Raw genomic sequence first — 18,520 nt, forward strand, 5'->3', positions numbered from 1 at the left:
CCGGCGCGGCGACGGGCGCGGGCGCCGGGGCGGGCACCTCCACCGGCGGGGCCGTCGGTACGGCCGCGGGCGGAGCCATGGGGGCGGCCATCGGGACTGCCATCGGCGCCGTTCCGGCCGGCGCGGCGAACCCGCCCGCGGCCGCCCGGCGCTCCAGCTTGTCCAGGCGCGCCTGCAGCGACAGCTCGTCGCTGTACGCGCCCGGCAGCATCACCCGGGCGCAGATCAGCTCCAGCTGGAGCCGCGGCGCCGCGTTGCCGCGCATCTCGGTCAGCCCGGTGTTGACGAGGTCGGCGGCCCGGCTCAGCTCCGCCGCGCCGAAGGCGTCCGCCTGCGCCTGCATCACCGCGACCCGGTCCGCCGGGGCGTCGATCAGCCCCTTCTCCCCCGCCTCCGGCACGGTGGCGAGGATCACCAGGTCGCGCAGCCGCTCCAGCAGGTCGGTGACGAAGCGGCGCGGGTCGTGCCCGCCCTCGACCACCCGGTCGATCACCTGGAACACCGTCGCCCCGTCGTGCGCGGCGAAGGCGTCCACCACCTCGTCCAGCAGCGCCGAGTCGGTGTACCCGAGCAGCGCCGTCGCCATCCGGTAGGTGACGCCGCCCTCGGCGGCACCGGCCAGCAGCTGGTCCATGACCGACATCGAGTCACGCACCGAGCCCGCGCCGGCCCGGACGACCAGCGGGAACACCGAGTCCTCGACCTGGATGCCCTCGCGGCCGCAGACGTCCGCCAGGTAGTCGCGCAGCGTGCCGGGCGGGACCAGCCGGAACGGGTAGTGGTGGGTGCGGGACCGGATCGTCCCGATCACCTTCTCCGGCTCGGTGGTCGCGAAGATGAACTTGAGGTGCTCCGGCGGCTCCTCGACCACCTTGAGCAGCGCGTTGAACCCGGCCGGCGTCACCATGTGCGCCTCGTCCAGGATGAAGATCTTGTAGCGGCTGTGCACCGGCGCGAAGAAGGCCCGCTCGCGCAGCTCGCGCGCGTCGTCCACACCACCGTGCGAGGCGGCGTCGATCTCGATCACGTCGATCGAGCCGGGCCCGCCGGTCGCGAGGTCCCGACAGGACTGACACTCCCCGCAGGGCGTCGGCGTCGGCCCCTGTTCGCAGTTCAGGCAGCGGGCCAGGATGCGTGCGCTCGTCGTCTTGCCACAGCCACGCGGCCCGCTGAACAGGTACGCGTGGTTGACCCTGTTGTTGCGCAGGGCCTGCTGGAGCGGAGCGGTCACGTGCTCCTGACCGATGACCTCCGCGAAGGTCTCGGGGCGGTAGCGGCGGTACAGGGCTAGGGACACACCCCCGACGATATCGGGACGGACCGACAAACGCGGCACCCCTCGTCCCGCCCGAGGCCCCCCGCAGGCCACCCCGCAGGCTCCCGGGAACGCAAAGACCCCCCGTGCACCCGCCAGAGCCCTCCTACCCTTGCTGCCTTCCGGCCCTGGGGGGGTTCAGAGAGATAACGCCACACGAGGGGCTGACCCCCACAGTACCGGATCCCGGCCCCGACGATCCACAGGCCACCCCCGCCCTCCGGCCTGCGGGATAGCTGGTCGCGAGCACCCCGAAACATGTACTAAGCTCTCCCACGGAGGATTCGCCTAGAGGCCTAGGGCGCACGCTTGGAAAGCGTGTTGGGAGCAATCCCTCACGAGTTCGAATCTCGTATCCTCCGCCTTCGCCCGCCAGGGCAGACGATGGCCCGGACCGCTCAGCGGTCCGGGCCATCGTCGTTTCGTGGTCGCCGTCGTGGTGGCAGCACCTCGGGGACCCGGCGGGGTCGCGCCATGACGCCGGCCGCAGCCGCTCCGGCCGCGGGGCAGCTGCCGGCGGTCACCGATGCGGCGCTGCCGCTCCTCCCCGAGAAGGAATCAGGAGCGCGCAAAGCGCCGTGCGATATACCGGCGATTAGTCGGCCAATAATGATCCGGCCACCCCCGGGATCGGCTCGCTCGGGCGGCGCGCCCGACGAACCGCATGTACCGCCCAGGCGTCAAATGAAAAAACCCCACAATAGCGTTTCGACCCTGGCGCTAACGGCTGGGATCCCCCGCCCGCAAAAAGCACTCCGGGCGACACTGCCCCATCATCCCGCCGCGGCCAATTCCGGCTCGGCGTACGTCCGGCGGGCCTTCTCGATGTGCCGCCCGTGCCGCTCCGACCAGTCGACGATGCCCTGGACGATCTGCAGCAGGCTCTCCCCTATGGGCGTGATCTCGTAGAACACGGCCGGCGGCCTGCTGCCGACGACCCGCCGCTCGATGAAACCGTCCCGCTCCAGGCGCATCAGGGTCTCGGACAGAACCTTGCCCGAAACGCCCTCCATGCCGGATTTCAGATCGCAGAATCTCCTTGCGCCTGCGGCAATCTGCTGGCAGGCGAGCATTGTCCACCGCTCGCCTATGCGGTCCATCACCAGCCGCGCAAAGCATTCATCGTTCATTCGGCACTCCCCCCAGGGCCGTCGTTACTTGAAGGTAACCATAACCCTCCGAGGTGTCGTCGTCACGGTGAAGTGGATCACGCTTGTGATCTATAACTGGGGCCTCCCACGAACACCACTTCCCAGGGGGTTCCTTTATGTCGATTTCATCCGACCTGACCGTCGCGGCCCTCAGCGCGGCCGCCCAGGCCGCTCCCGCATGGCAGAACGCCGGTGCCACCGTCCGCTTCGTGCTCGCCGAGCCCGACACCGAGGTGACGCTCGACCCGCAGGGCCAGGCGACCGACGCCGCTCCGACCCACGTGCTGCGGATCAGCTGGTCCGACTTGCTGGACATCACTGCGGGCCGGCGCTCCTTCCTGCGCTCCGTCACCGGCCGCCGACTGTCGTCGCACGGGCCGGTGATGCAGACCTTCGCCTTCGGACAGGCCCTGGAGACCTTCGGACTCGGCCGCTGAACACCCGGTCCGCCGAGCGTCCCGGACGCCCCGTCACCCAGAAGCCCCTCTCCAGACAAGGAACATCCATGCCTGTCACGCACACCCCCGCCGACCACCCGCTGCTCTCCGCCCACGAGGCGGACGTCCTGCGGACCGTCGTCGCCTTCGCCAAGGACCAGGTGGCGCCCGGCGCCGCCGAGCGCGACGCCATCGAGAAGGGCCAGGTGGACTGGGAGACCGTCCGCGCCGGCCACGAGGTGGGCCTGCTGCGGATGGCGATCCCGCGGGAGATGGGCGGCCTCGGGCTGAGCCAGGTCGCCATCGCGCTCGTGCTGGAGGAGTTGGCCGCCGCCGACCCCGGCATGGCCCTGATCTTCGGTGCGACCAATCTGTTCCAGACGCCGATCCTGATCTCCGGCGACACCCGCCTGCAGGAGCGCTACCTGCCGAAGTTCCTTGGCGCCGACCCGGTCCTGGCGTGCAACGCCGTGGCCGAGGAGCGCAACGGCACCGACCTGGTGCTCCCGCAGAACGCTCCGTACGCCCAGGAGATGACCAGCGCGAAGCGCTCCGGCGGCGAGTTCCTCCTGAACGGCACCAAGCGGTACATCACCAACGCCCCCGTGGCGACGTACGCGACGGTCATGGCGAACCTCGACGGCGCGCCCGGCTCGACCGGCATGACCTGCTTCGTCACGGATCTCGAACAGGACGGCGTGGCCCGCGGTGAGATCCACGACAAGGTCGGATACCGAACCGCGCCGGCGGGCGAGCTGGTCTTCACCGACGCCCGCGTGCCCGAGGAGAACGTCCTCGGCGGCGAGCGCGGCGGGTGGGACCTCAATGTGGCGATCGGCAACGTGACCCGGGTGACCTGCGCGTCGGTGTCCACCGGCATCGCCCGGCACGCTCTGGAGCGGGCCGTCGCGTGGAGCGGCAGCCGTCGGCAGGGCGGGCGGATGCTGTTCGAGCACCAGATGTCCGCGCGCAAGCTCGCCGACATGGCCGCGCGGGTCTCCGCCTCCCGGGCGCTCTACCTGGACGCCGTGGTCAAGGCCGACAACATCCTGCCGACTCCGGCGTACGAACCGGCCGTCGCCAAGCTGGTCGCCGACCGCGCCGCCATCGACAACGCCGACGCCGCGATGGCCCTGATCGGCGCCCAGGCCTTCCAGCGCGGCGATGGCATGGACCGGGTCCTGCGGGACGCCTACGGGCCGCGGATCTACGAGGGCTCCCCCGAGGCGCTCGCCCTGGTGATCACTGGTGAGCTGTTCGACGTGCCGGAGATCCGATGACCGCGGCCCTCACCGGCAGTCACGGCGAGCAGCTTCTGCGCGACGGCACCGAGATCGACCTGCCCGGCCTGGAGGATGCGCTGACCGGCGATCCGCTCTTCCGCGCGGTGAGCCCCGAGGGGCTGCTGGTCCTGACCGTCGCCGGCGCGCAGCTGCCGGCGCGGATGCTGGAGCAGGTCTACCGGTTCCGCCTGGTGCAGTATCTCCAGCGCGGGTGGGTCGACGCGGCCGTGGTGGCGGCGCGGGGGCTGCGGACCGAGCCGTACGACGAGTTCGCGCTGCGGGACTTCCACACCCTGGTCGTGGAGCGGTCCACCGGTCTGCTGCGCGGCTACGGCACCCTGGCCGCCGCACGCGACCACTCTCCCACTCCCCTCGGCGACCTCGGCCACCGGCCGTTCGTCATCGAGCGTGACTACGCCCTCTCGCTGGCCGACCACCTCGGCCCGCAGACCTCCTCGGCCCTGGTGTGGGAGGGCAAGCGGCTGGTCCGCGACTACGCGATGCCCCGATCGCAGGCCGCAGTCACCGTCCCTTGGTGGGTCTACCTCGCCTGGGCGGCGGGCTGCCTCAAGGTGCTGGACAGCGATCCGAACGCGGCCGTCGTGGGGGACGGCAAGCTCGAAGGGGCGATCAACCAGCTGCGGCTGCTGGGCTTCGCCGCGCGGACGCTGCTGGACACCACCCCCGTGCCGCCCGACCCGGCCGACCTGTACGCCCCGATGTGGGACCAGGAGGAGCGCTCGTACCCGTTCATCCTCACGGACGAGGGGGCGCTGCGGCCCACCCTGGAGTACCTGCGGGAGCTCCTCGGCTCCGGTCAGCAGGGCTCGGTGCGCACCCGACTCGTCGACTTCCTGGAGGCCAGAACATGACCGCGATCGACGTGGACAACCCGACGCAGGCCCGCGAGCTGGACGAGGCGCAGTTCTACGCCTGCCTCACCCAGCGCAACCAGGGTCTGATCCCGGACGAACTGCAGGAGCGGATCGGCCGCGCCCGCCTGCTGATCGCCGGCTGTGGCTCGATCGGCGGAGCCACCGTGCAGCCGCTCGGCCGCATGGGCTACCGGCACTTCGTGCTGGCCGACGTCGGCACGTACGAGCTCAACAACCTGAACCGGCAGAACGCCACCGTGGACGACCTGGGCCTGAACAAGGCCTCGGTCGGCGCCCGGCTGCTGCGCGGGATCAACCCGCACGTCGACGCCGAGGTGGTGCCCGACGGCATCACCGAGGCCAACGTCCGAGCCCTGGTCGAGCAGGCGGACGTCATCGTGGACGGCGTGGACGTCACCACTCCCTCGGGGCTGGCCGCGAAGATCAGCCTGCACCGGGAGGCCTGCCGCCAGCGCAAGCCGCTGGTGACGGCCTGGGACATGGCGGGGATGCTCGCCGCCCAGTGCTTCGACTACCGGGTGGTCCGGGAGATCTTCGACGGCCAGCTCCTCCCGGGCGACGAGCAGCGGCTGGACACCTGGGAGGTCATCTTCCGGATCGCGCCGCGGGCCCACATCCCCGGCGAGATGTACCGCGAGCTGCGCCGCGGGCTGGCCAGGACCGACTACAGCGTCCCCCAACTCGCGGAAGCCGCCACGCAGTTCGGCGCCCTCGCGGTGCACATGGTCAACGTCCTGGTCTCCGGGCGGACCTTGCCCCGTACGGTCGCGGTCGACGTGCACCGCGTCGCGATGACGCCGGGGCGCCGCGCCCTCGACCGTGTCCAGCGGTACGTCGAGGGAGCGCGCTTCCTCGCCTTCCTGCCGCGGGAGCAGGCCTGGAACGGCTTCGCCCCCGCGCCGGCCTACCGGGCCCGCCGGCAGTGGGCCCTTCGTGCGGCCGGCACGCCGATCCCGATCGAGAGGACAGCACATGAGCAGTGAGTTCACCTACACCGACATCCGCCCCGACGGCATCGCGCTGACCGCCGAGGAGTCGCAGCAGATCGCGCAGGCCGCGCTGACCGTCGCCCTCGACTTCCGGGGCCACTCGCTGCACGACGCCGGCCTGCTCCACGCGGTCGAGCTGGCGGCGGCCGCGCTCCCGGCCCCGGTACGAAGAGCTCTGATCGCCTTCCGCGACCGGAGCAACCCCGGCGGCTGCCTGCTGCTCACCGGCCTGCCGGTCGGCGAGCTGCCCGCCACCCCGGACCGGCCCGAGGACGAGCCGGTCTGGTCGGAGGTCCCGGTGGCCACCATCAGCCAGCTGATGGTCATGTCGGTGCTGGGCCGCTCCATCTCGTACAGCGACGAGAAGAGCGGCCGCCTGGTCCAGGACGTGTGCCCCAAGCGCGGCGCCGAGCAGCGCCAGGAGAACAGCGGCTCCGTCCTGCTGGAGCTGCACACCGAGGACGGCTTCCACCCCAACCCCCCGCACTTCCTCAGCCTGATCTGCCTGCGGGCGGACCACGACGAGGTGGCCGCCACGGTCAGCGGCGGGATCGGCGACGTGCTGCCGCTGCTGGACGCGCAGACGGTGGAGGTGCTGCGGCAGCCCGAGTTCCGGATCCGCTTCAGCTCCTCCTTCGTGCCGGACGCCTCGGTGGGCGTGCTGACCCCGCCCATACCGATCCTCACCGGCAGTGCCGAGCACCCCGACCTCACGGTGGACTTCAACGCCACCACCGCGACCACCGCGCGGGCGCAGGCCGCGCTGGGCCGGCTGGAGGAGGCCATGCGCCGCTCGCTCAAGGGGCTGGTGCTGCGGCAGGGCGATCTCGTCATCCTGGACAACCGTCGCGCGGTCCACGGGCGCACCGACTTCACACCGCGCTACGACGGCAAGGACCGCTGGCTCCGGCGATCCTTCGTGGTGACCGACCTGCGGCCGGTCAACGGGTTCCTCGGCCAGGGGCGGAGCCACCTGCCGGTGACCCCGGGGCACGGGGACCGGCCGGCGGCGCGGCCACTCGCCGAGCGCGTCCCGGTGGGTGCGGTCGGCGTCTGACGCCGCGCGGCACCGCTCAGGTCAGCCAGACGCGGGCGTCCGGGCGCTCGTCGGCGATCTGCGCCAGTTGCCCGTCGACGGTCGCGGCGGCCCGCCGGAAGACCTCCCGCCCTTCGGCGGTGAGGCGGATCTGGGAGCCGCGGCCGTCGCCCGGGGAGGGCTTGCGGTCCACGTACCCCGCCTCGACCATCTGCGCCACCAGGCGTGAGACCTGGGGCTGGCTGCGCGAGGTACGGGAGGCGACCTCCCCCGGGCGGATCCATTCCTGCTCCGCCCACAGCACCTCCATGATCTCGTAGGCGCTCACACAGAGATCGAACTCATCGGACAGCGTGTGCTCGATCCGCTGGTTCATCAGCGCGCAGACGCGCAGCAGGGACAGCCAGCGGTCGGCCAGAGGAGTGTTCGCCACGCTCCGCAGTCTAGATCCGCACCCACTGGCATGTCGATTCATGCGCATGTATCTTGTCGTTCGGAAAGGAGAAACCGATGACTGAGGCAATCTCACTCGTGGATGCCAAGCAGGAGGAGGGCCGAGAGCCCGACCGGGGGCCGGGGCAGGAACCCCCGAAGGCCTCCTGGCTGCCGATGGCGGCGGTCGGCGTGGCCCAGCTGATGGTGATGCTGGACTCGACGGTCGTCAACGTTGCACTGCCCTCGATCGGGACCGACCTCCCGGCCGACCAGACCGCCCTCCAGTGGACGATCAGCGCCTACGTCCTGATGTACGGCAGCCTGCTGCTGTTCGGCGGCCGGCTCGCCGATGTCATCGGACGCCGACGGTCCTTCCTGTCCGGCCTGGTCCTGTTCGCCGTCGCGTCCGTCCTGTGCGGGGTCGCGGGCAACCAGGAGCTGCTGGTCGCCGGCCGCGTGCTCCAGGGCCTGGGTGCGGCGGTGCTGTCCGCCGCCGCGCTGTCGATCGTGGTGACGGTCTACCAGAACGAGGAGCAGCGCAAGGCCGCCCTCGCCACCTGGAGCGGCCTCGGCGTGATCGGTGCCATCCTCGGCGCCGTCCTCGGCGGGCTGATCGTGTCGGCGGCCAGCTGGCGCTGGGCCTTCCTGATCAACATCCCGATCAGCCTCGCCTCCGGGATCATCGGCCTGCGCAGCCTCGCGCCGATGCGCTCCGACGTCCGCCGCCCGCTGCGGCTGCCCACCGCGTTCCTCGCCACCCTCGGTCTGGCCTGCCTGTCCTTCGGCCTGATCCGGCTGCACGACGGCATGACCTCCCCGACCGCCTGGATCAGCATGGGCCTGTCCGTGGTCCTGCTTGCCGTGGTTGCCGTCACCGAGCTGGGCAAGTCCGACCCGCTCCTCCCGCTGCACCTGCTGCGCATCCCGACCTACTGGCTCAGCAGCCTGGGCCTGCTGCTCGCCGCGATCGTGATGATGGGCAGCTCCTACCTGGCCAGCAACTACTTCCAGGGCGCGCACGACATGAGCGCCTTCGCCACCGGTCTGGCGATGCTGCCGATGGGCCTGGCCGCGCTGGTCTTCGCCACAGTCGTGCCCAACCTGATCGCCAAGGTCGGCCCGGGCGGGACGTACCTGATCGGCGCACTCACCCAGATCGCCGGCGCCGCCGTCCTGATCACCGGACCGTCCAACACCGCGGTCGCGATCATCGCGCTGACCGTCATCGGGGCCGGTCTGCCCACCTGCTTCGTCCCGCTGTACGGGGTCGGCACCGCGCACGTCCGCCCGGAGGAGTCGGGCGTCGGCTCGGGCCTGCTGAACACCTTCAACGAGAGCGGCGCCGCCCTCGGCATCGCGGTGATCGGCACCGTCCTGGCCACCTCGGTGGACGGCGAGCTGGAGTCCGGCGCGGCCGCCGCCGACGCGATGACCATCGGCGTCGGCAACGGCTTCCTCGCAGTCGGGATCTGCGCCGCCCTCGCCGCCTGCATCGCCGTGGGCCTGCATCGACTGACCCGCGCCACGCAGGCCGGCGCCGAGACCACGGAGTCCTGACGACTCCCCTCCCCCGGGCCATCCCCCCGGCCCCCGGAACGCTCGACCGAACCCCCGTCGGTCGAGCGTTCCGCGTTTCGGCCCCACCGATCGACGAGGGTTCGATTGGCGCCGGTGCGGAGCGAATCGCGCTGCCGCAGGCCAGCACGGGTGTGAACCCCCGGCGGACGCCGTTCGGGAGAAGGGGAAAGCGTGTGGGGGGCAACCCCTCACGAGTCCGAATCCCGTATCCTCCGCCGTCACGAAGGCCCCGACCGGTTCGCCGGCCGGGGCCTTCGTCGTCTCCGGGGCGGTGGGGAGCGGATGATGGGGGGAACCGAGCTGAGGGGCGACGTGGTGAGTGGGAGTGGAACCGGTGGGGAGGCCGGGACCGTGGCGGCCGCGGCCCCGGGTGAGGATGGCGGGGCGGCGGGGGACGCGGGCCGGGGGGCGCGGCGGCGGGGCGGGTTGCGGCGGCTGGGCGTGCTGGTGGTCGTCCTGGTGGCGCTGTGCCTGCCGCCGTGGTGGACGCTGTTCGCCGGGGCCGGCTGGCCGTTCCCGGTGTTCCTGGGCGGCACGGCCGTCCTCGCGGCCTGGATGGTGTCGTTCCCCTTCCTGATGATCGCGGGGCACGGGCCACGACGGCTCGACCGGGCGGCCCGCTTCGCGGACACCAGCCTCGGGGTCGTCTGGGTGCTGTTCACCTGGTCGGTGCTGGGCGCTCTGGTGGGGGTGGTGCTGGCCGGGCTCGGTGTCGGGGGCGCCGATCGGGCCAGGACGGTGGCGGCGGCGGTGGCCGTGGTGGCGGCCGGGTTGCTGGGCTGGGGGCACCGTGAGGCGATGCGGGTGCCCCGGGTGAAGCGGCTGGACGTCCATCTGCCGCGGCTGGGCGGCGGTCTGGACGGGACGCGGGTCGTGGTGCTGGCCGACACCCACTACGGGCCGATCGACCGGGCGGTCTGGTCGGCGCGGGTCGCGGAGGCCGTCAACCGGCTGGACGCGGACGTGGTGGTCCACGCCGGCGACATCGCCGACGGCACCCCTGCCCAGCGCCGGGAGCAGTCGGCGCCGCTCGGGACGGTCCGGGCCCGGCTGGCCAAGGTCTACGTCACGGGCAACCACGAGTACGGCGGGGAGGCCCAGGGCTGGCTGGACCGCATGGCGGAGCTGGGCTGGGAGCCGCTGCACAACCGGCACGTGGTGGTGGAGGGCGGCGGGGACTCCCTGGTGCTGGCCGGCGTGGACGACGTGACCGCGGAGCACTCCGGACTGGCCGGGCACCGCGCCAACCTGGTCGACGCGCTGGCCGGGGCGGATCCGGCACTGCCCGTCCTGCTGGTCGCCCACCAGCCCAAGTACGTCCCCCAGGCCGCGGCCGCCGGCATCGACCTGCAGATCTCCGGGCACACCCACGGCGGCCAGATCTGGCCGTTCAACTTCCTCGTCCGGATCGACCAGCCGGTGGTGCACGGCCTGAGCCGGCACGGGGAGCGGACCCAGCTCTACACCAGCCGGGGCACCGGCTTCTGGGGTCCGCCGTTCCGGGTCTTCGCCCCGAGCGAGATCACCGTCCTCACCCTGCGCGCGGGCGCCGGCCCGGCCGCCGGGTAGCGCCCACCCGGCCGTACCCCGCCCGCTGCTTCGAACGTCGCTTGAACCTTCTCGGCCACGACGAGGACGCCTGGATCCCGGTCGTCTTCCACGCCCTCCCCGACGGCAGCCGCTACGCCCGCTTCGGCGTCCGCGCGACCGCCGAGGCCGCCCGCCCCGGTCACCGCGGAGGCCCGGACCGCTGTGCGGCGGTCCGGGCCTTGGTGCTTCTTCGGAGGGGGCGGGTCAGGAGACGGGGAGGGGGGCGGGGGCGCGGTCGGGGGCGGCGCCGAGGGCGAGCAGGGCGCTGCGGGTGGTGGTGACGGCGGCGCAGTTGTTGGCGGCGTAGGAGAGTGCCAGGCGGTGCCGGTCGAGGGAGAAGTCGGCGACGGCGTCGGCGATGAGGAAGGGCTGGACGTCGTGGGAGAAGGCGTCCACGGCGGTCATCAGGACGCCGACGTGGGCGTAGACGCCGCACAGGATCAGCTGGTCCCGGCCGCTGTCGCGGAGCAGGTCGAGCAGTCCGGAGCGGTGCAGGGCGCTGTAGCGCCACTTGGTGAGGACCTGGTCGTGCGGCTGCGGGGCGAGGGCGGCGACGATCCGGCGGTCGCCCGGCTCGGCGCGCATGCCGGGGCCCCAGAAGTCCTTGAGCAGACCGCGCTGTTCGTCGTCCATGTCGCCCGGCTGGGCGGTGTAGACGACGGGGACCCCGAGGTCCGCGCAACGGGCCCGGAGCAGACGGCAGTTGTGCAGGAGTTCGGAGGCGGGCGAGCGGTCGGCGGTGAACGGGCGCAGGAAGTACTCCTGCATGTCGTGGACGAGCAGGACGGCGCGGTCCGGGTCCGGGGTCCAGGGCACCCGGCTCTCCGGCAGGTCGCGTTCGGTGGGCATGGGGTACGGCGGAATGGGGCTGATGCTCAAGGCGGGCCTCGTCAGGGTGTGGTGGCGGGGGGCGGACTCAGGGGCGGCGGGGGCGGCGGTCAGGGGCGCCAGGCCGCCGCGACGGTGAGGGACTGCTCCGGGTTCAGGCGCGGGTCGCAGAGCGTGGTGTACGGGCCGAGCCGGCCGGCGTCGGCGACGGACGGGAGGTCGGCGACGCACTCGGCGACCGGGTCGGGCGTCGCCTCCAGGTGGAGGCCGGCCGCCACCCCGCCGCCCCGGCGGACCGCCGCCAGGAACTCGCCGACCTCCTGGACCACGGCGCTCAGGGCGCGGGTCTTGCGGCCGTCGGGCGCGCTGACGGTGTTGCCGTGCATCGGGTCGCACAGCCAGATCACCGGGTGGCCGGCCTCGCGCACGGCCCGGACCAGGTCGGTCAGCCGGTCGGCGGCCCGGCCCGCGCCGAAGCGGGCGACCAGGGTGAGCCGGCCGGGCACCCGGTCCGGGTCGAGGGTGCGGCACAGTTCCAGCAGTTCGGCGGGGGTGCAGCCGGGGCCGACCTTGCAGGCCACCGGGTTGACCACGTCGGCCAGCAGCCGTACGTGGGCGCCGTCCGGTTCACGGGTCCGCTCGCCGATCCACGGCCAGTGGGTGGAGGTGAGCAGCAGCCGGCCGTCGGACGAGCGGCGCAGCAGGGGCAGTTCGTAGTCCAGCAGCAGCGCCTCGTGGCTCGTCCAGACCACCGGGTCGGGCAGCGGGGACCAGGTCTCCTCGTGCCGGCGCAGCTGGGCCATCGCCCGGGCGGCGGCGCGGTAGGCGCTGACCAGGCGCAGCGGGTCGGGGCGGCGGGCCATCGGCTGGGGCTCGGGCGCGTTGACGATGAGGCCCCGGAACACCGGCAGTTCGACGCCGTCGACGACCTCGGTGGGCCGGGAGCGGGGCTTGGCGAACTGACCGGCGATCCGGCCGACCCGGACGACCGGCATCCCGGTGTTCATCCGCAGCACTCCGGCCAGCGCATCCAGCAGTCCGGCCTTGCGGGAGATCGCCTCCGGGCCGCAGTCGGCCGGGTCCTCGGCGCAGTCGCCGGCCTGGACGACCAGCAGTCGCCCGGCGGCTGCCTCGGCGAGCAGGGTGCGCAGCTGGCGCACCTCGTCCCAGGCGACCAGGGCGGGCAGGGCGGCCAGGTCGGCGCGCACCTTGTCGACCAACCAGGCGTCGCCCCAATCGGGTTGCTGCCCGGCGGGACGGCTGCGGTAGGGCAGCAGCTCCTCCTCGGACAGGGCGGCGCGGAAGGAGTCCAGTGCGGTGAGCGTGCCGCTGCGGTCGATCACGAGCGCTCCTCGGCGGAGACGGTGGACGGGGCGGACGGGGCGGAGACGGCGAACGGGGCGGACGGGGCGGCAGCGAGCGGCTCCCGTACGGCGAGCGGCTCCCGTACGGCACCCGGTTCCCGGGCGGCCGCGGCGACCGCGGCGGCGACCCCCGGGGCCACCCGCGGGTCCAGGACGTTCGGGACCACCCGGTCCGGGGCGAGGTCCTCCGCCGCCAGGGCGACGATGGCGTCGGCGGCGGCCAGCATCATCCGCTCGGTGATCCGGGTCGCCCCGGCGTCCAGGGCGCCGCGGAAGATCCCGGGGCACGCCAGCAGGTTGCTGATCTGGTTGGGGTGGTCGCTGCGCCCGGTGGCGACCACCGAGGCGTACCGGGCGGCCAGTTCGGGCGCGATCTCGGGGGTGGGGTTGGACAGCGCGAACACCACGGCCCCGGGCGCCATGGCGGCGATCAGTTCCTCCGGCACGGTCGCCGAGGAGACGCCGATGAAGACGTCGGCTCCCGGCAGGACGTCGGCCAGGCCGCCGCGCAGTCCTCGTGGGTTGGTCAGGTCGGCCAACTGGGCCTTGGCGGAGGTGAGTTCGGGTCGCCCTCGGTGGATGACACCGCGCGAGTCCAGTACCACGACCTCGCCCGCCCCGGCGGCGACCAGCATTTGGGCGCACGCGCTGCCCGCCGCGCCGGCGCCGGAGACCACCACCCGCATCGACGACAGCGGCCGGCCGAGCAGATCGGCCGAACTGCGCAGCGCCGCCAGCACCACGATCGCCGTACCGTGCTGGTCGTTGTGCATCACCGGGCAGTCCAGGGCCGCGTCCAGGGCGCGCTCCAGTTCGAAACAGCGCGGCGCGGCGACGTCCTCCAGGTTGATCGCGCCGAACGACGGGCGGAGCCGGACGAGCGTCTCCACGATCTCGTCCACGTCCCGGGTGTCCAGCACCAGCGGTATGGAGTCCAGCCCGCCCAACGCCTTGAACAGCGCCGCCTTGCCCTCCATCACGGGCAGTGCGGCGGCCGGACCCACGTCGCCCAGGCCCAGCACGGCGGTGCCGTCGCTGACGACGGCCACCAGCCGGTGCGCCCAGGTGTAGTCGGCGGCCAGCCGGCCGTCCTCGGCGATGGCCTGGCTGACCCGGGCGACGCCCGGGGTGGAGATGGCGGACAGCGCGCGGGCGTCCAGTGGGGTGATGGGCACCTGGGTGCGGAGCTTGCCGCCCCGGTGGGCCCGGAATATCTCGTCCTCGGTGAGCCTTTCGGCACGGTCCTGGTGGGCGACCGACACTGGCGTCCCTTTCTCGGGGAAGTGGCGGGAAGGTCTCGGGAGAGCTCTCGGAGGGTCTCGGGGATCCTCGCGGGGCGCAGGGGGTGCAGGGGGCGGCGGGTGTTCCGTGCCGGATGTTCTGTGGCCGGATGTTCCCTGGCCGGATGTTCTGCGGCCGGATGTTCCCTGGCTGGGAGGTCCGTCGCGAAGGTGATCGTGTTCGACGCTAGCCGCGGCCTCGACACGGGCGGAACTACTCGACCGAGTGGGTCTGCCCCACCCGATCGCCGCATTCCTCGATTGACCTGCGCATTCGAGTAGTTGTGGGCCCCCTGGCCATGCGGAAGTGTCGTCGTCATCCCCTCTTCCGCTCGCTCCAGCCGTTCCAGGAGGCGCCATGACCGGGCACACCCGGCCGCTGCACGACGAGGCCCCGGGAGGTCTGTTCGGCAGGCTGCTCGCACCGGGCGGCGAGCCCGCCGCGTACGCCCTGCTGCACCGGCCGGAGAGCGGCGCGGCCGACCGGGTCGAGGTGGTGACCGGCGAGGTGGCCGAGGTGGCCTCGCTGGCCGAGCTGCCGCTCGGGGACGGGCCGGAGGAGACCACCGGCGCCCGGCACGAGCTGCTGGTCGTGGTGCCGTTCCGGCAGGTCTCGGAGCGGGGCTTCGCCGCCCCCGACGACGGCGCCCCGCTGCTGGCACTGCGGATCACCGAGCAGGAGACGGTCGACCTCGCGGACGCGCTGCGACTGCTCCCGGACGACCGACTGGCGCTCAGTGAAGCCGGGTTCGCGCTGGACGACGAGGCGTACGCCGAACTCGTCCGGACCGTGCTCACCGAGGAGATCGGGCGCGGGCGCGGCGCCAACTTCGTCCTGGAGCGGCCCTTCGTCGCCGAGATCGACGCCTTCGGCCCGCGGGCCGCGCTGTCGGTCTTCCGCCGGCTGCTGGCCCAGGAGCGCGGCACCTACTGGACGTTCCTGGTCCGCGCGGGCGAGCGCTACTTCGTCGGCGCCTCACCGGAGCGGCACGTCAGCGCGATCGGCGGGGAGGTGGTGATGAACCCGATCAGCGGGACGTACCGCTACCCCGCCGACGGGCCGTCCGTGCCCGGGCTGCTCGACTTCCTCGCGGACCGCAAGGAGACCGACGAACTGCTCATGGTGGTCGACGAGGAACTCAAGATGATGGGCCGGATCTGCGAGGACGGCGGGCGGGTCATCGGCCCGTACCTCAAGCCGATGGCGCGGCTGGCCCACACCGAGTACCTGATCAAGGGGCGCAGCACCCGGCCGGTGCCGGACATCCTGCGGGAGACCCTGTTCGCGCCCACGGTCACCGGCAGCCCGCTGGAGTCCGCGTGCGAGCTGATCAGTCGTTACGAACCGGGCGGGCGCGGCTACTACAGCGGCGTGCTGGCCCTGGTCGGCCGGGATGCGGCCGGCGGGCGGTGGCTGGACTCGGCGATCCTGATCCGCACCGCCCGGATCGACCCGGACGGCCGGCTGCGGATGGGCGTCGGCGCGACCCTGGTCCGGCACTCCGACCCCGGGGCCGAGGTCGCCGAGACGTACGCCAAGGCGGCGGGGATGCTCGCGGCCGTCCGGGGGACGCCGGACGGCGCCGCCCCTGCGCCGGGAGCCGGGGCCGCGCCGGGAGCCGGTGGCACCGCCTCCTGGGCCGAGGACGCCCGGATCCGGGCCGCACTGGCCGGGCGCAACGCCCAGCTGGCGCCGTTCTGGCTGAGCCGGCCGGACGGCGCCCCGGGCGGGCTCTCGGGTGGGCTCTCGGGTGGGCTCTCGGGCGGTCTCGCCGACGGGGACCCGGCCCGGGGACGGGTACTGCTGGTCGACGCCGAGGACACCTTCACCGCGATGATCGGCCATCAACTCGCCGCCCTCGGACTGGAACCGGAGATCCGCCGCTGGGACGCCCTCACCCGGGGAACGGACGGCCGGATCGAGCTGGACCAGGCCGACCTGGTGCTGGTCGGACCGGGCCCCGGCGACCCCCGGGAGGTCGGCGACGCCAAGATCGCCACGCTCCGCGCGCTCACCCGCCAACTCCTCGACGGGGAGCAGCCGTTCCTTTCGGTCTGCCTCGGCCATCAGGTGCTCGCGGGTGAACTGGGCCTCCCCCTGGTCCGCAAGTCGCAACCGAACCAGGGCCGGCAGCAGGTCGTCGACCTGTTCGGCCGCCCCCGCCGGGTCGGCTTCTACAACAGCTTCGCCGCCCTCGCGGACCGCGACGACTTCATACCCCGGGGCCTGGCCCGGACCGTCACGGTCAGCCGGGACGCCGGCAGCGGCGAGGTGCACGGCCTGCGCGGACCGCACTTCCGCTCGCTGCAGTTCCACCCCGAGTCCGTCCTGAGCACCGACGGCTTCGACATCCTGCGCGAGTCGGTGACCGGGCTGCTCGCCGTCCCGGCCGGCGCCGTGCGGGCTTCCTGAACCCGTCACGCGCGCCCTGACCGGACGTACGCCCGTCACGCGCGCCTTGATCGGACCCACCCCCGGAGCCGTACGCACGTCCGAGACGGCCACCGCCACCACCCACCCCCGCACGAACACCCACCCACCCCACCCCGGAGAGGACCCGTCATGCCGAAACTGATCGTGAGCAACCAGCGGACCGACGAGATGATCGGCGACCTGGGCTCGCTGACCCCCGAGTACCGCCGTTACGTGGCCGGCCAGGCCCAGCGGATGGTCTGGCTCGCCGAGGAGAGTGACGTCCTCGTCCTCCCGGTCGGGCTGGACGAGGAGTTCCTCTCCTACGTCGCCGCCCTGAAGGGCATCGACCGCGGCTCCTGGGCCGTCGTCGTGCCGCCGGTCGGCGACCTCGGCGAGGACGTGCTCTCCCGGGACCGGCTGGAGGACCCGGAGTTCGTCGCCCGGCTGCGGGCCGCCGTGCGCGAGCACGGGGTCCGCACCATCCTGCCCTTCCACTTCGACCGGGTCAGCGTGCGGCTCGCCCGCACCCTCGGGCTCGACGAGCACACCCCGGGCTTCCCGTTCGCCGCGCAGAGCGGCACCGCCCTGCTGAACAGCAAGGCCGTCTTCCGGGCCCTGGCCGTGGGCCACGGCATCCCGGTGCCGTTCGGCACGGTCACCGACGACCGGCAGGAGGCGGAGGAGTTCCTCTGGGAGGCGATCCGCGCCGGCCGGCCGGTCATCGTCAAGCAGGACTTCCACGTCGGCGGCATCGGCAACGAGATCGTCAGCCCGGTGCCCGGGGTACGCCCGATCGGGGCGACCGGCACCGAGCTGATCACCGACCGCGCCGCGCTCGCCGCCCACCTGGACCGGCGCTGGTCGCACTACTCCGGTCCGCACCGGGGCCGGGTGGTCCTGGAGCACTACACCCCCGAGTCGCCCGCGATCTACTCCGAACTGCTCGTCACCGACGAGGGCGTACGGCTCGTCGGCCACGGCGAGATGCGGATGAAGCCGGTGATCAACGGGCTGATCGTGCCCGCGCCCTCGGTGCGGCTGCCCGCCTTCGCCGGCTTCCTGGACGACTCCCGGCGGCTCTCCGAGACCCTCCACCGGATGGGCTACCGGGGCAGCCTGAGCGTCGACGCGATCGTCACCCCGGACGACACCATCCTGGTCAACGAGGTCAACGGACGGGTCGTCGGCTCCGCGCACATCCACCGGATCGGCGAGGAGCTCGTCGGCGGCGACTACACCCGCGAGCGGGTACTGATCGAGAAGCGCCGGGTCGCCTTCCCCGACTTCCGTACGACGCTGGACAAGCTCACCGCCACCTCGCTGGGCTTCGACCCGGCCACCCGCACCGGCGTGGTGGTGACCGTCCACGACAACGGCCGCACCGGCGGTTTCGGCGGCTGCTGCCTGATCGCGGAGGACGACGCGGCCGCGCGGGTACTGGAGGAGGAAGTGGACGCCCTGTTCGGGAGCGCGGGTGAGTGAGGACGGGCGCGAGGACGGGTGTCCGGCGGAACCGGTCCGGAAGGAGGACGCCAGTGAGTGAGGGCGACGAGAACGACGGCGCGGGAGCCACCGCGAGAGGCACCGTGAAGGCGGACGGCGCCGTGCGGCAGCAGGACCGGTCCGGTCCCCCCGCCATGGGGTACCGGGAGCTGCTGGCCCGCCCCGGGGTGCGCCCCTGGCTGCTGGTCACCCTGGCGGCGAAGCTGCCGGTCGCCATGGCGCCGCTCGCCCTGGTGTTCCTGGTCCGCGACACCTCCGGCGGGTACACCCTGGGCGCGGTGCTCGGCGGGGCGTACGTGGTGGGCGAGGTGGTCGGCGCGCCGCTGCTCGGGGCCCGGCTGCACGGCGCCCGGCTGCGGCGCGAGCTCTCCCTCGGCCTGCTGGGCGGCGCGGCCGCCTTCGCCGGGCTGGCCTTCGGC

The 18,520-nt window shown here is 73.0% G+C and carries 15 protein-coding genes, 1 tRNA gene, 1 other RNA gene and 1 pseudogene; 11 read left to right on the top strand and 7 right to left on the bottom strand.

What is annotated here, in order from left to right; genetic code table 11:
- Positions 1-1,297, bottom strand: a 1,297-nt coding sequence (locus BG452_RS13385) for a DNA polymerase III subunit gamma and tau (protein WP_188304496.1), incomplete at its 3' end; no start/stop codon positions are given.
- A 93-nt stretch (positions 1,298-1,390) separates the two neighbouring features.
- An RNA gene (ffs, locus tag BG452_RS13390) (signal recognition particle sRNA small type) lies at positions 1,391-1,481 on the bottom strand.
- Between the two features lie 111 nt (positions 1,482-1,592).
- On the opposite strand from ffs, the gene BG452_RS13395 reads away from it, so the two are divergent.
- Positions 1,593-1,677: transfer RNA gene (locus BG452_RS13395), tRNA-Ser, on the top strand.
- Positions 1,678-2,088: 411 nt separating this feature from the next.
- Here the strand turns inward: BG452_RS13395 and BG452_RS13400 are convergent.
- Positions 2,089-2,445, bottom strand: coding sequence for a winged helix-turn-helix transcriptional regulator (locus tag BG452_RS13400; protein WP_188304497.1), 357 nt, complete (start codon positions 2,443-2,445; stop codon positions 2,089-2,091).
- Between the two features lie 137 nt (positions 2,446-2,582).
- Between BG452_RS13400 and BG452_RS13405 the strand changes: the two genes are divergently transcribed.
- The 5 genes from BG452_RS13405 (at position 2,583) to BG452_RS13425 (ending at position 7,128) form a co-directional block, all read left to right on the top strand.
- Entirely contained in the window at positions 2,583-2,903 is a 321-nt protein-coding gene (locus BG452_RS13405) for a hypothetical protein (protein WP_188304498.1), read from the top strand.
- A 68-nt stretch (positions 2,904-2,971) separates the two neighbouring features.
- Entirely contained in the window at positions 2,972-4,183 is a 1,212-nt protein-coding gene (locus BG452_RS13410; protein WP_188304499.1) for an acyl-CoA dehydrogenase family protein, read from the top strand.
- Complete coding sequence (locus BG452_RS13415; protein ID WP_188304500.1) at positions 4,180-5,058, top strand: hypothetical protein; 879 nt, start codon at positions 4,180-4,182, stop codon at positions 5,056-5,058. Before BG452_RS13410 ends, BG452_RS13415 begins: the two co-directional genes overlap by 4 nt.
- Positions 5,055-6,065, top strand: coding sequence for a HesA/MoeB/ThiF family protein (locus tag BG452_RS13420; protein WP_188304501.1), 1,011 nt, complete (start codon positions 5,055-5,057; stop codon positions 6,063-6,065). The genes BG452_RS13415 and BG452_RS13420 overlap by 4 nt, the downstream gene beginning before the upstream one ends.
- Complete coding sequence (locus tag BG452_RS13425) at positions 6,055-7,128, top strand: TauD/TfdA family dioxygenase (protein ID WP_188304502.1); 1,074 nt, start codon at positions 6,055-6,057, stop codon at positions 7,126-7,128. The genes BG452_RS13420 and BG452_RS13425 overlap by 11 nt, the downstream gene beginning before the upstream one ends.
- A 16-nt stretch (positions 7,129-7,144) precedes the next feature.
- Here BG452_RS13425 and BG452_RS13430 read toward each other — a convergent pair whose 3' ends face one another.
- Complete coding sequence (locus BG452_RS13430) at positions 7,145-7,540, bottom strand: MarR family winged helix-turn-helix transcriptional regulator (RefSeq protein ID WP_188304503.1); 396 nt, start codon at positions 7,538-7,540, stop codon at positions 7,145-7,147.
- Between the two features lie 77 nt (positions 7,541-7,617).
- On the opposite strand from BG452_RS13430, the gene BG452_RS13435 reads away from it, so the two are divergent.
- Together BG452_RS13435 and BG452_RS13440 are read left to right on the top strand one after the other, a co-directional pair.
- Positions 7,618-9,099: an MFS transporter gene (locus BG452_RS13435; protein ID WP_188304504.1), complete on the top strand. Its 1,482-nt coding sequence runs from the start codon at positions 7,618-7,620 to the stop codon at positions 9,097-9,099.
- Between the two features lie 372 nt (positions 9,100-9,471).
- Entirely contained in the window at positions 9,472-10,689 is a 1,218-nt protein-coding gene (locus tag BG452_RS13440) for a metallophosphoesterase (protein ID WP_317621022.1), read from the top strand.
- Between the two features lie 225 nt (positions 10,690-10,914).
- On the opposite strand, the gene BG452_RS13445 is transcribed toward BG452_RS13440, so the two are convergent.
- The 3 genes from BG452_RS13445 to BG452_RS13455 all read right to left on the bottom strand — a co-directional run bounded on the left by BG452_RS13445 (position 10,915) and on the right by BG452_RS13455 (position 14,164).
- Positions 10,915-11,559: an isochorismatase family protein gene (locus BG452_RS13445; protein WP_188304506.1), complete on the bottom strand. Its 645-nt coding sequence runs from the start codon at positions 11,557-11,559 to the stop codon at positions 10,915-10,917.
- Between the two features lie 89 nt (positions 11,560-11,648).
- The gene (locus BG452_RS13450; RefSeq protein ID WP_411292944.1) at positions 11,649-12,851 is read right to left on the bottom strand and encodes a 3-deoxy-7-phosphoheptulonate synthase; all 1,203 of its coding nucleotides are present in this window, start codon (positions 12,849-12,851) and stop codon (positions 11,649-11,651) included.
- A gap of 26 nt (positions 12,852-12,877) precedes the next feature.
- Positions 12,878-14,164: an NADP-dependent malic enzyme gene (locus BG452_RS13455; RefSeq protein WP_317621023.1), complete on the bottom strand. Its 1,287-nt coding sequence runs from the start codon at positions 14,162-14,164 to the stop codon at positions 12,878-12,880.
- Positions 14,165-14,540: 376 nt separating this feature from the next.
- On the opposite strand from BG452_RS13455, the gene BG452_RS13460 reads away from it, so the two are divergent.
- The 3 genes and pseudogenes from BG452_RS13460 to BG452_RS13470 form a co-directional block, all read left to right on the top strand.
- On the top strand, positions 14,541-16,595 hold the full coding sequence (locus BG452_RS13460) for an anthranilate synthase family protein (protein ID WP_188304508.1): 2,055 nt from the start codon (positions 14,541-14,543) through the stop codon (positions 16,593-16,595).
- 150 nt (positions 16,596-16,745) lie between these two features.
- Entirely contained in the window at positions 16,746-18,080 is a 1,335-nt protein-coding gene (locus BG452_RS13465) for a peptide ligase PGM1-related protein (protein WP_188304509.1), read from the top strand.
- Positions 18,081-18,133: 53 nt separating this feature from the next.
- Positions 18,134-18,520: pseudogene (locus BG452_RS13470) on the top strand (hypothetical protein); the annotation flags it as partial.

The organism is Streptomyces sp. CBMA123, from assembly GCF_014596465.1.
Classification (GTDB): domain Bacteria; phylum Actinomycetota; class Actinomycetes; order Streptomycetales; family Streptomycetaceae; genus Kitasatospora.

Bases quoted from the DNA above. Each gene is read 5' to 3' on its own strand.
- BG452_RS13400 (WP_188304497.1), bottom strand. From the start codon at position 2,445: ATGAACGATGAATGCTTTGCGCGGCTGGTGATGGACCGCATAGGCGAG.
- BG452_RS13405 (WP_188304498.1), top strand. From the start codon at position 2,583: ATGTCGATTTCATCCGACCTGACCGTCGCGGCCCTCAGCGCGGCCGCC.
- BG452_RS13410 (WP_188304499.1), top strand. From the start codon at position 2,972: ATGCCTGTCACGCACACCCCCGCCGACCACCCGCTGCTCTCCGCCCAC.
- BG452_RS13415 (WP_188304500.1), top strand. From the start codon at position 4,180: ATGACCGCGGCCCTCACCGGCAGTCACGGCGAGCAGCTTCTGCGCGAC.
- BG452_RS13420 (WP_188304501.1), top strand. From the start codon at position 5,055: ATGACCGCGATCGACGTGGACAACCCGACGCAGGCCCGCGAGCTGGAC.
- BG452_RS13425 (WP_188304502.1), top strand. From the start codon at position 6,055: ATGAGCAGTGAGTTCACCTACACCGACATCCGCCCCGACGGCATCGCG.
- BG452_RS13435 (WP_188304504.1), top strand. From the start codon at position 7,618: ATGACTGAGGCAATCTCACTCGTGGATGCCAAGCAGGAGGAGGGCCGA.
- BG452_RS13445 (WP_188304506.1), bottom strand. From the start codon at position 11,559: ATGCCCACCGAACGCGACCTGCCGGAGAGCCGGGTGCCCTGGACCCCG.
- BG452_RS13460 (WP_188304508.1), top strand. From the start codon at position 14,541: ATGACCGGGCACACCCGGCCGCTGCACGACGAGGCCCCGGGAGGTCTG.
- BG452_RS13465 (WP_188304509.1), top strand. From the start codon at position 16,746: ATGCCGAAACTGATCGTGAGCAACCAGCGGACCGACGAGATGATCGGC.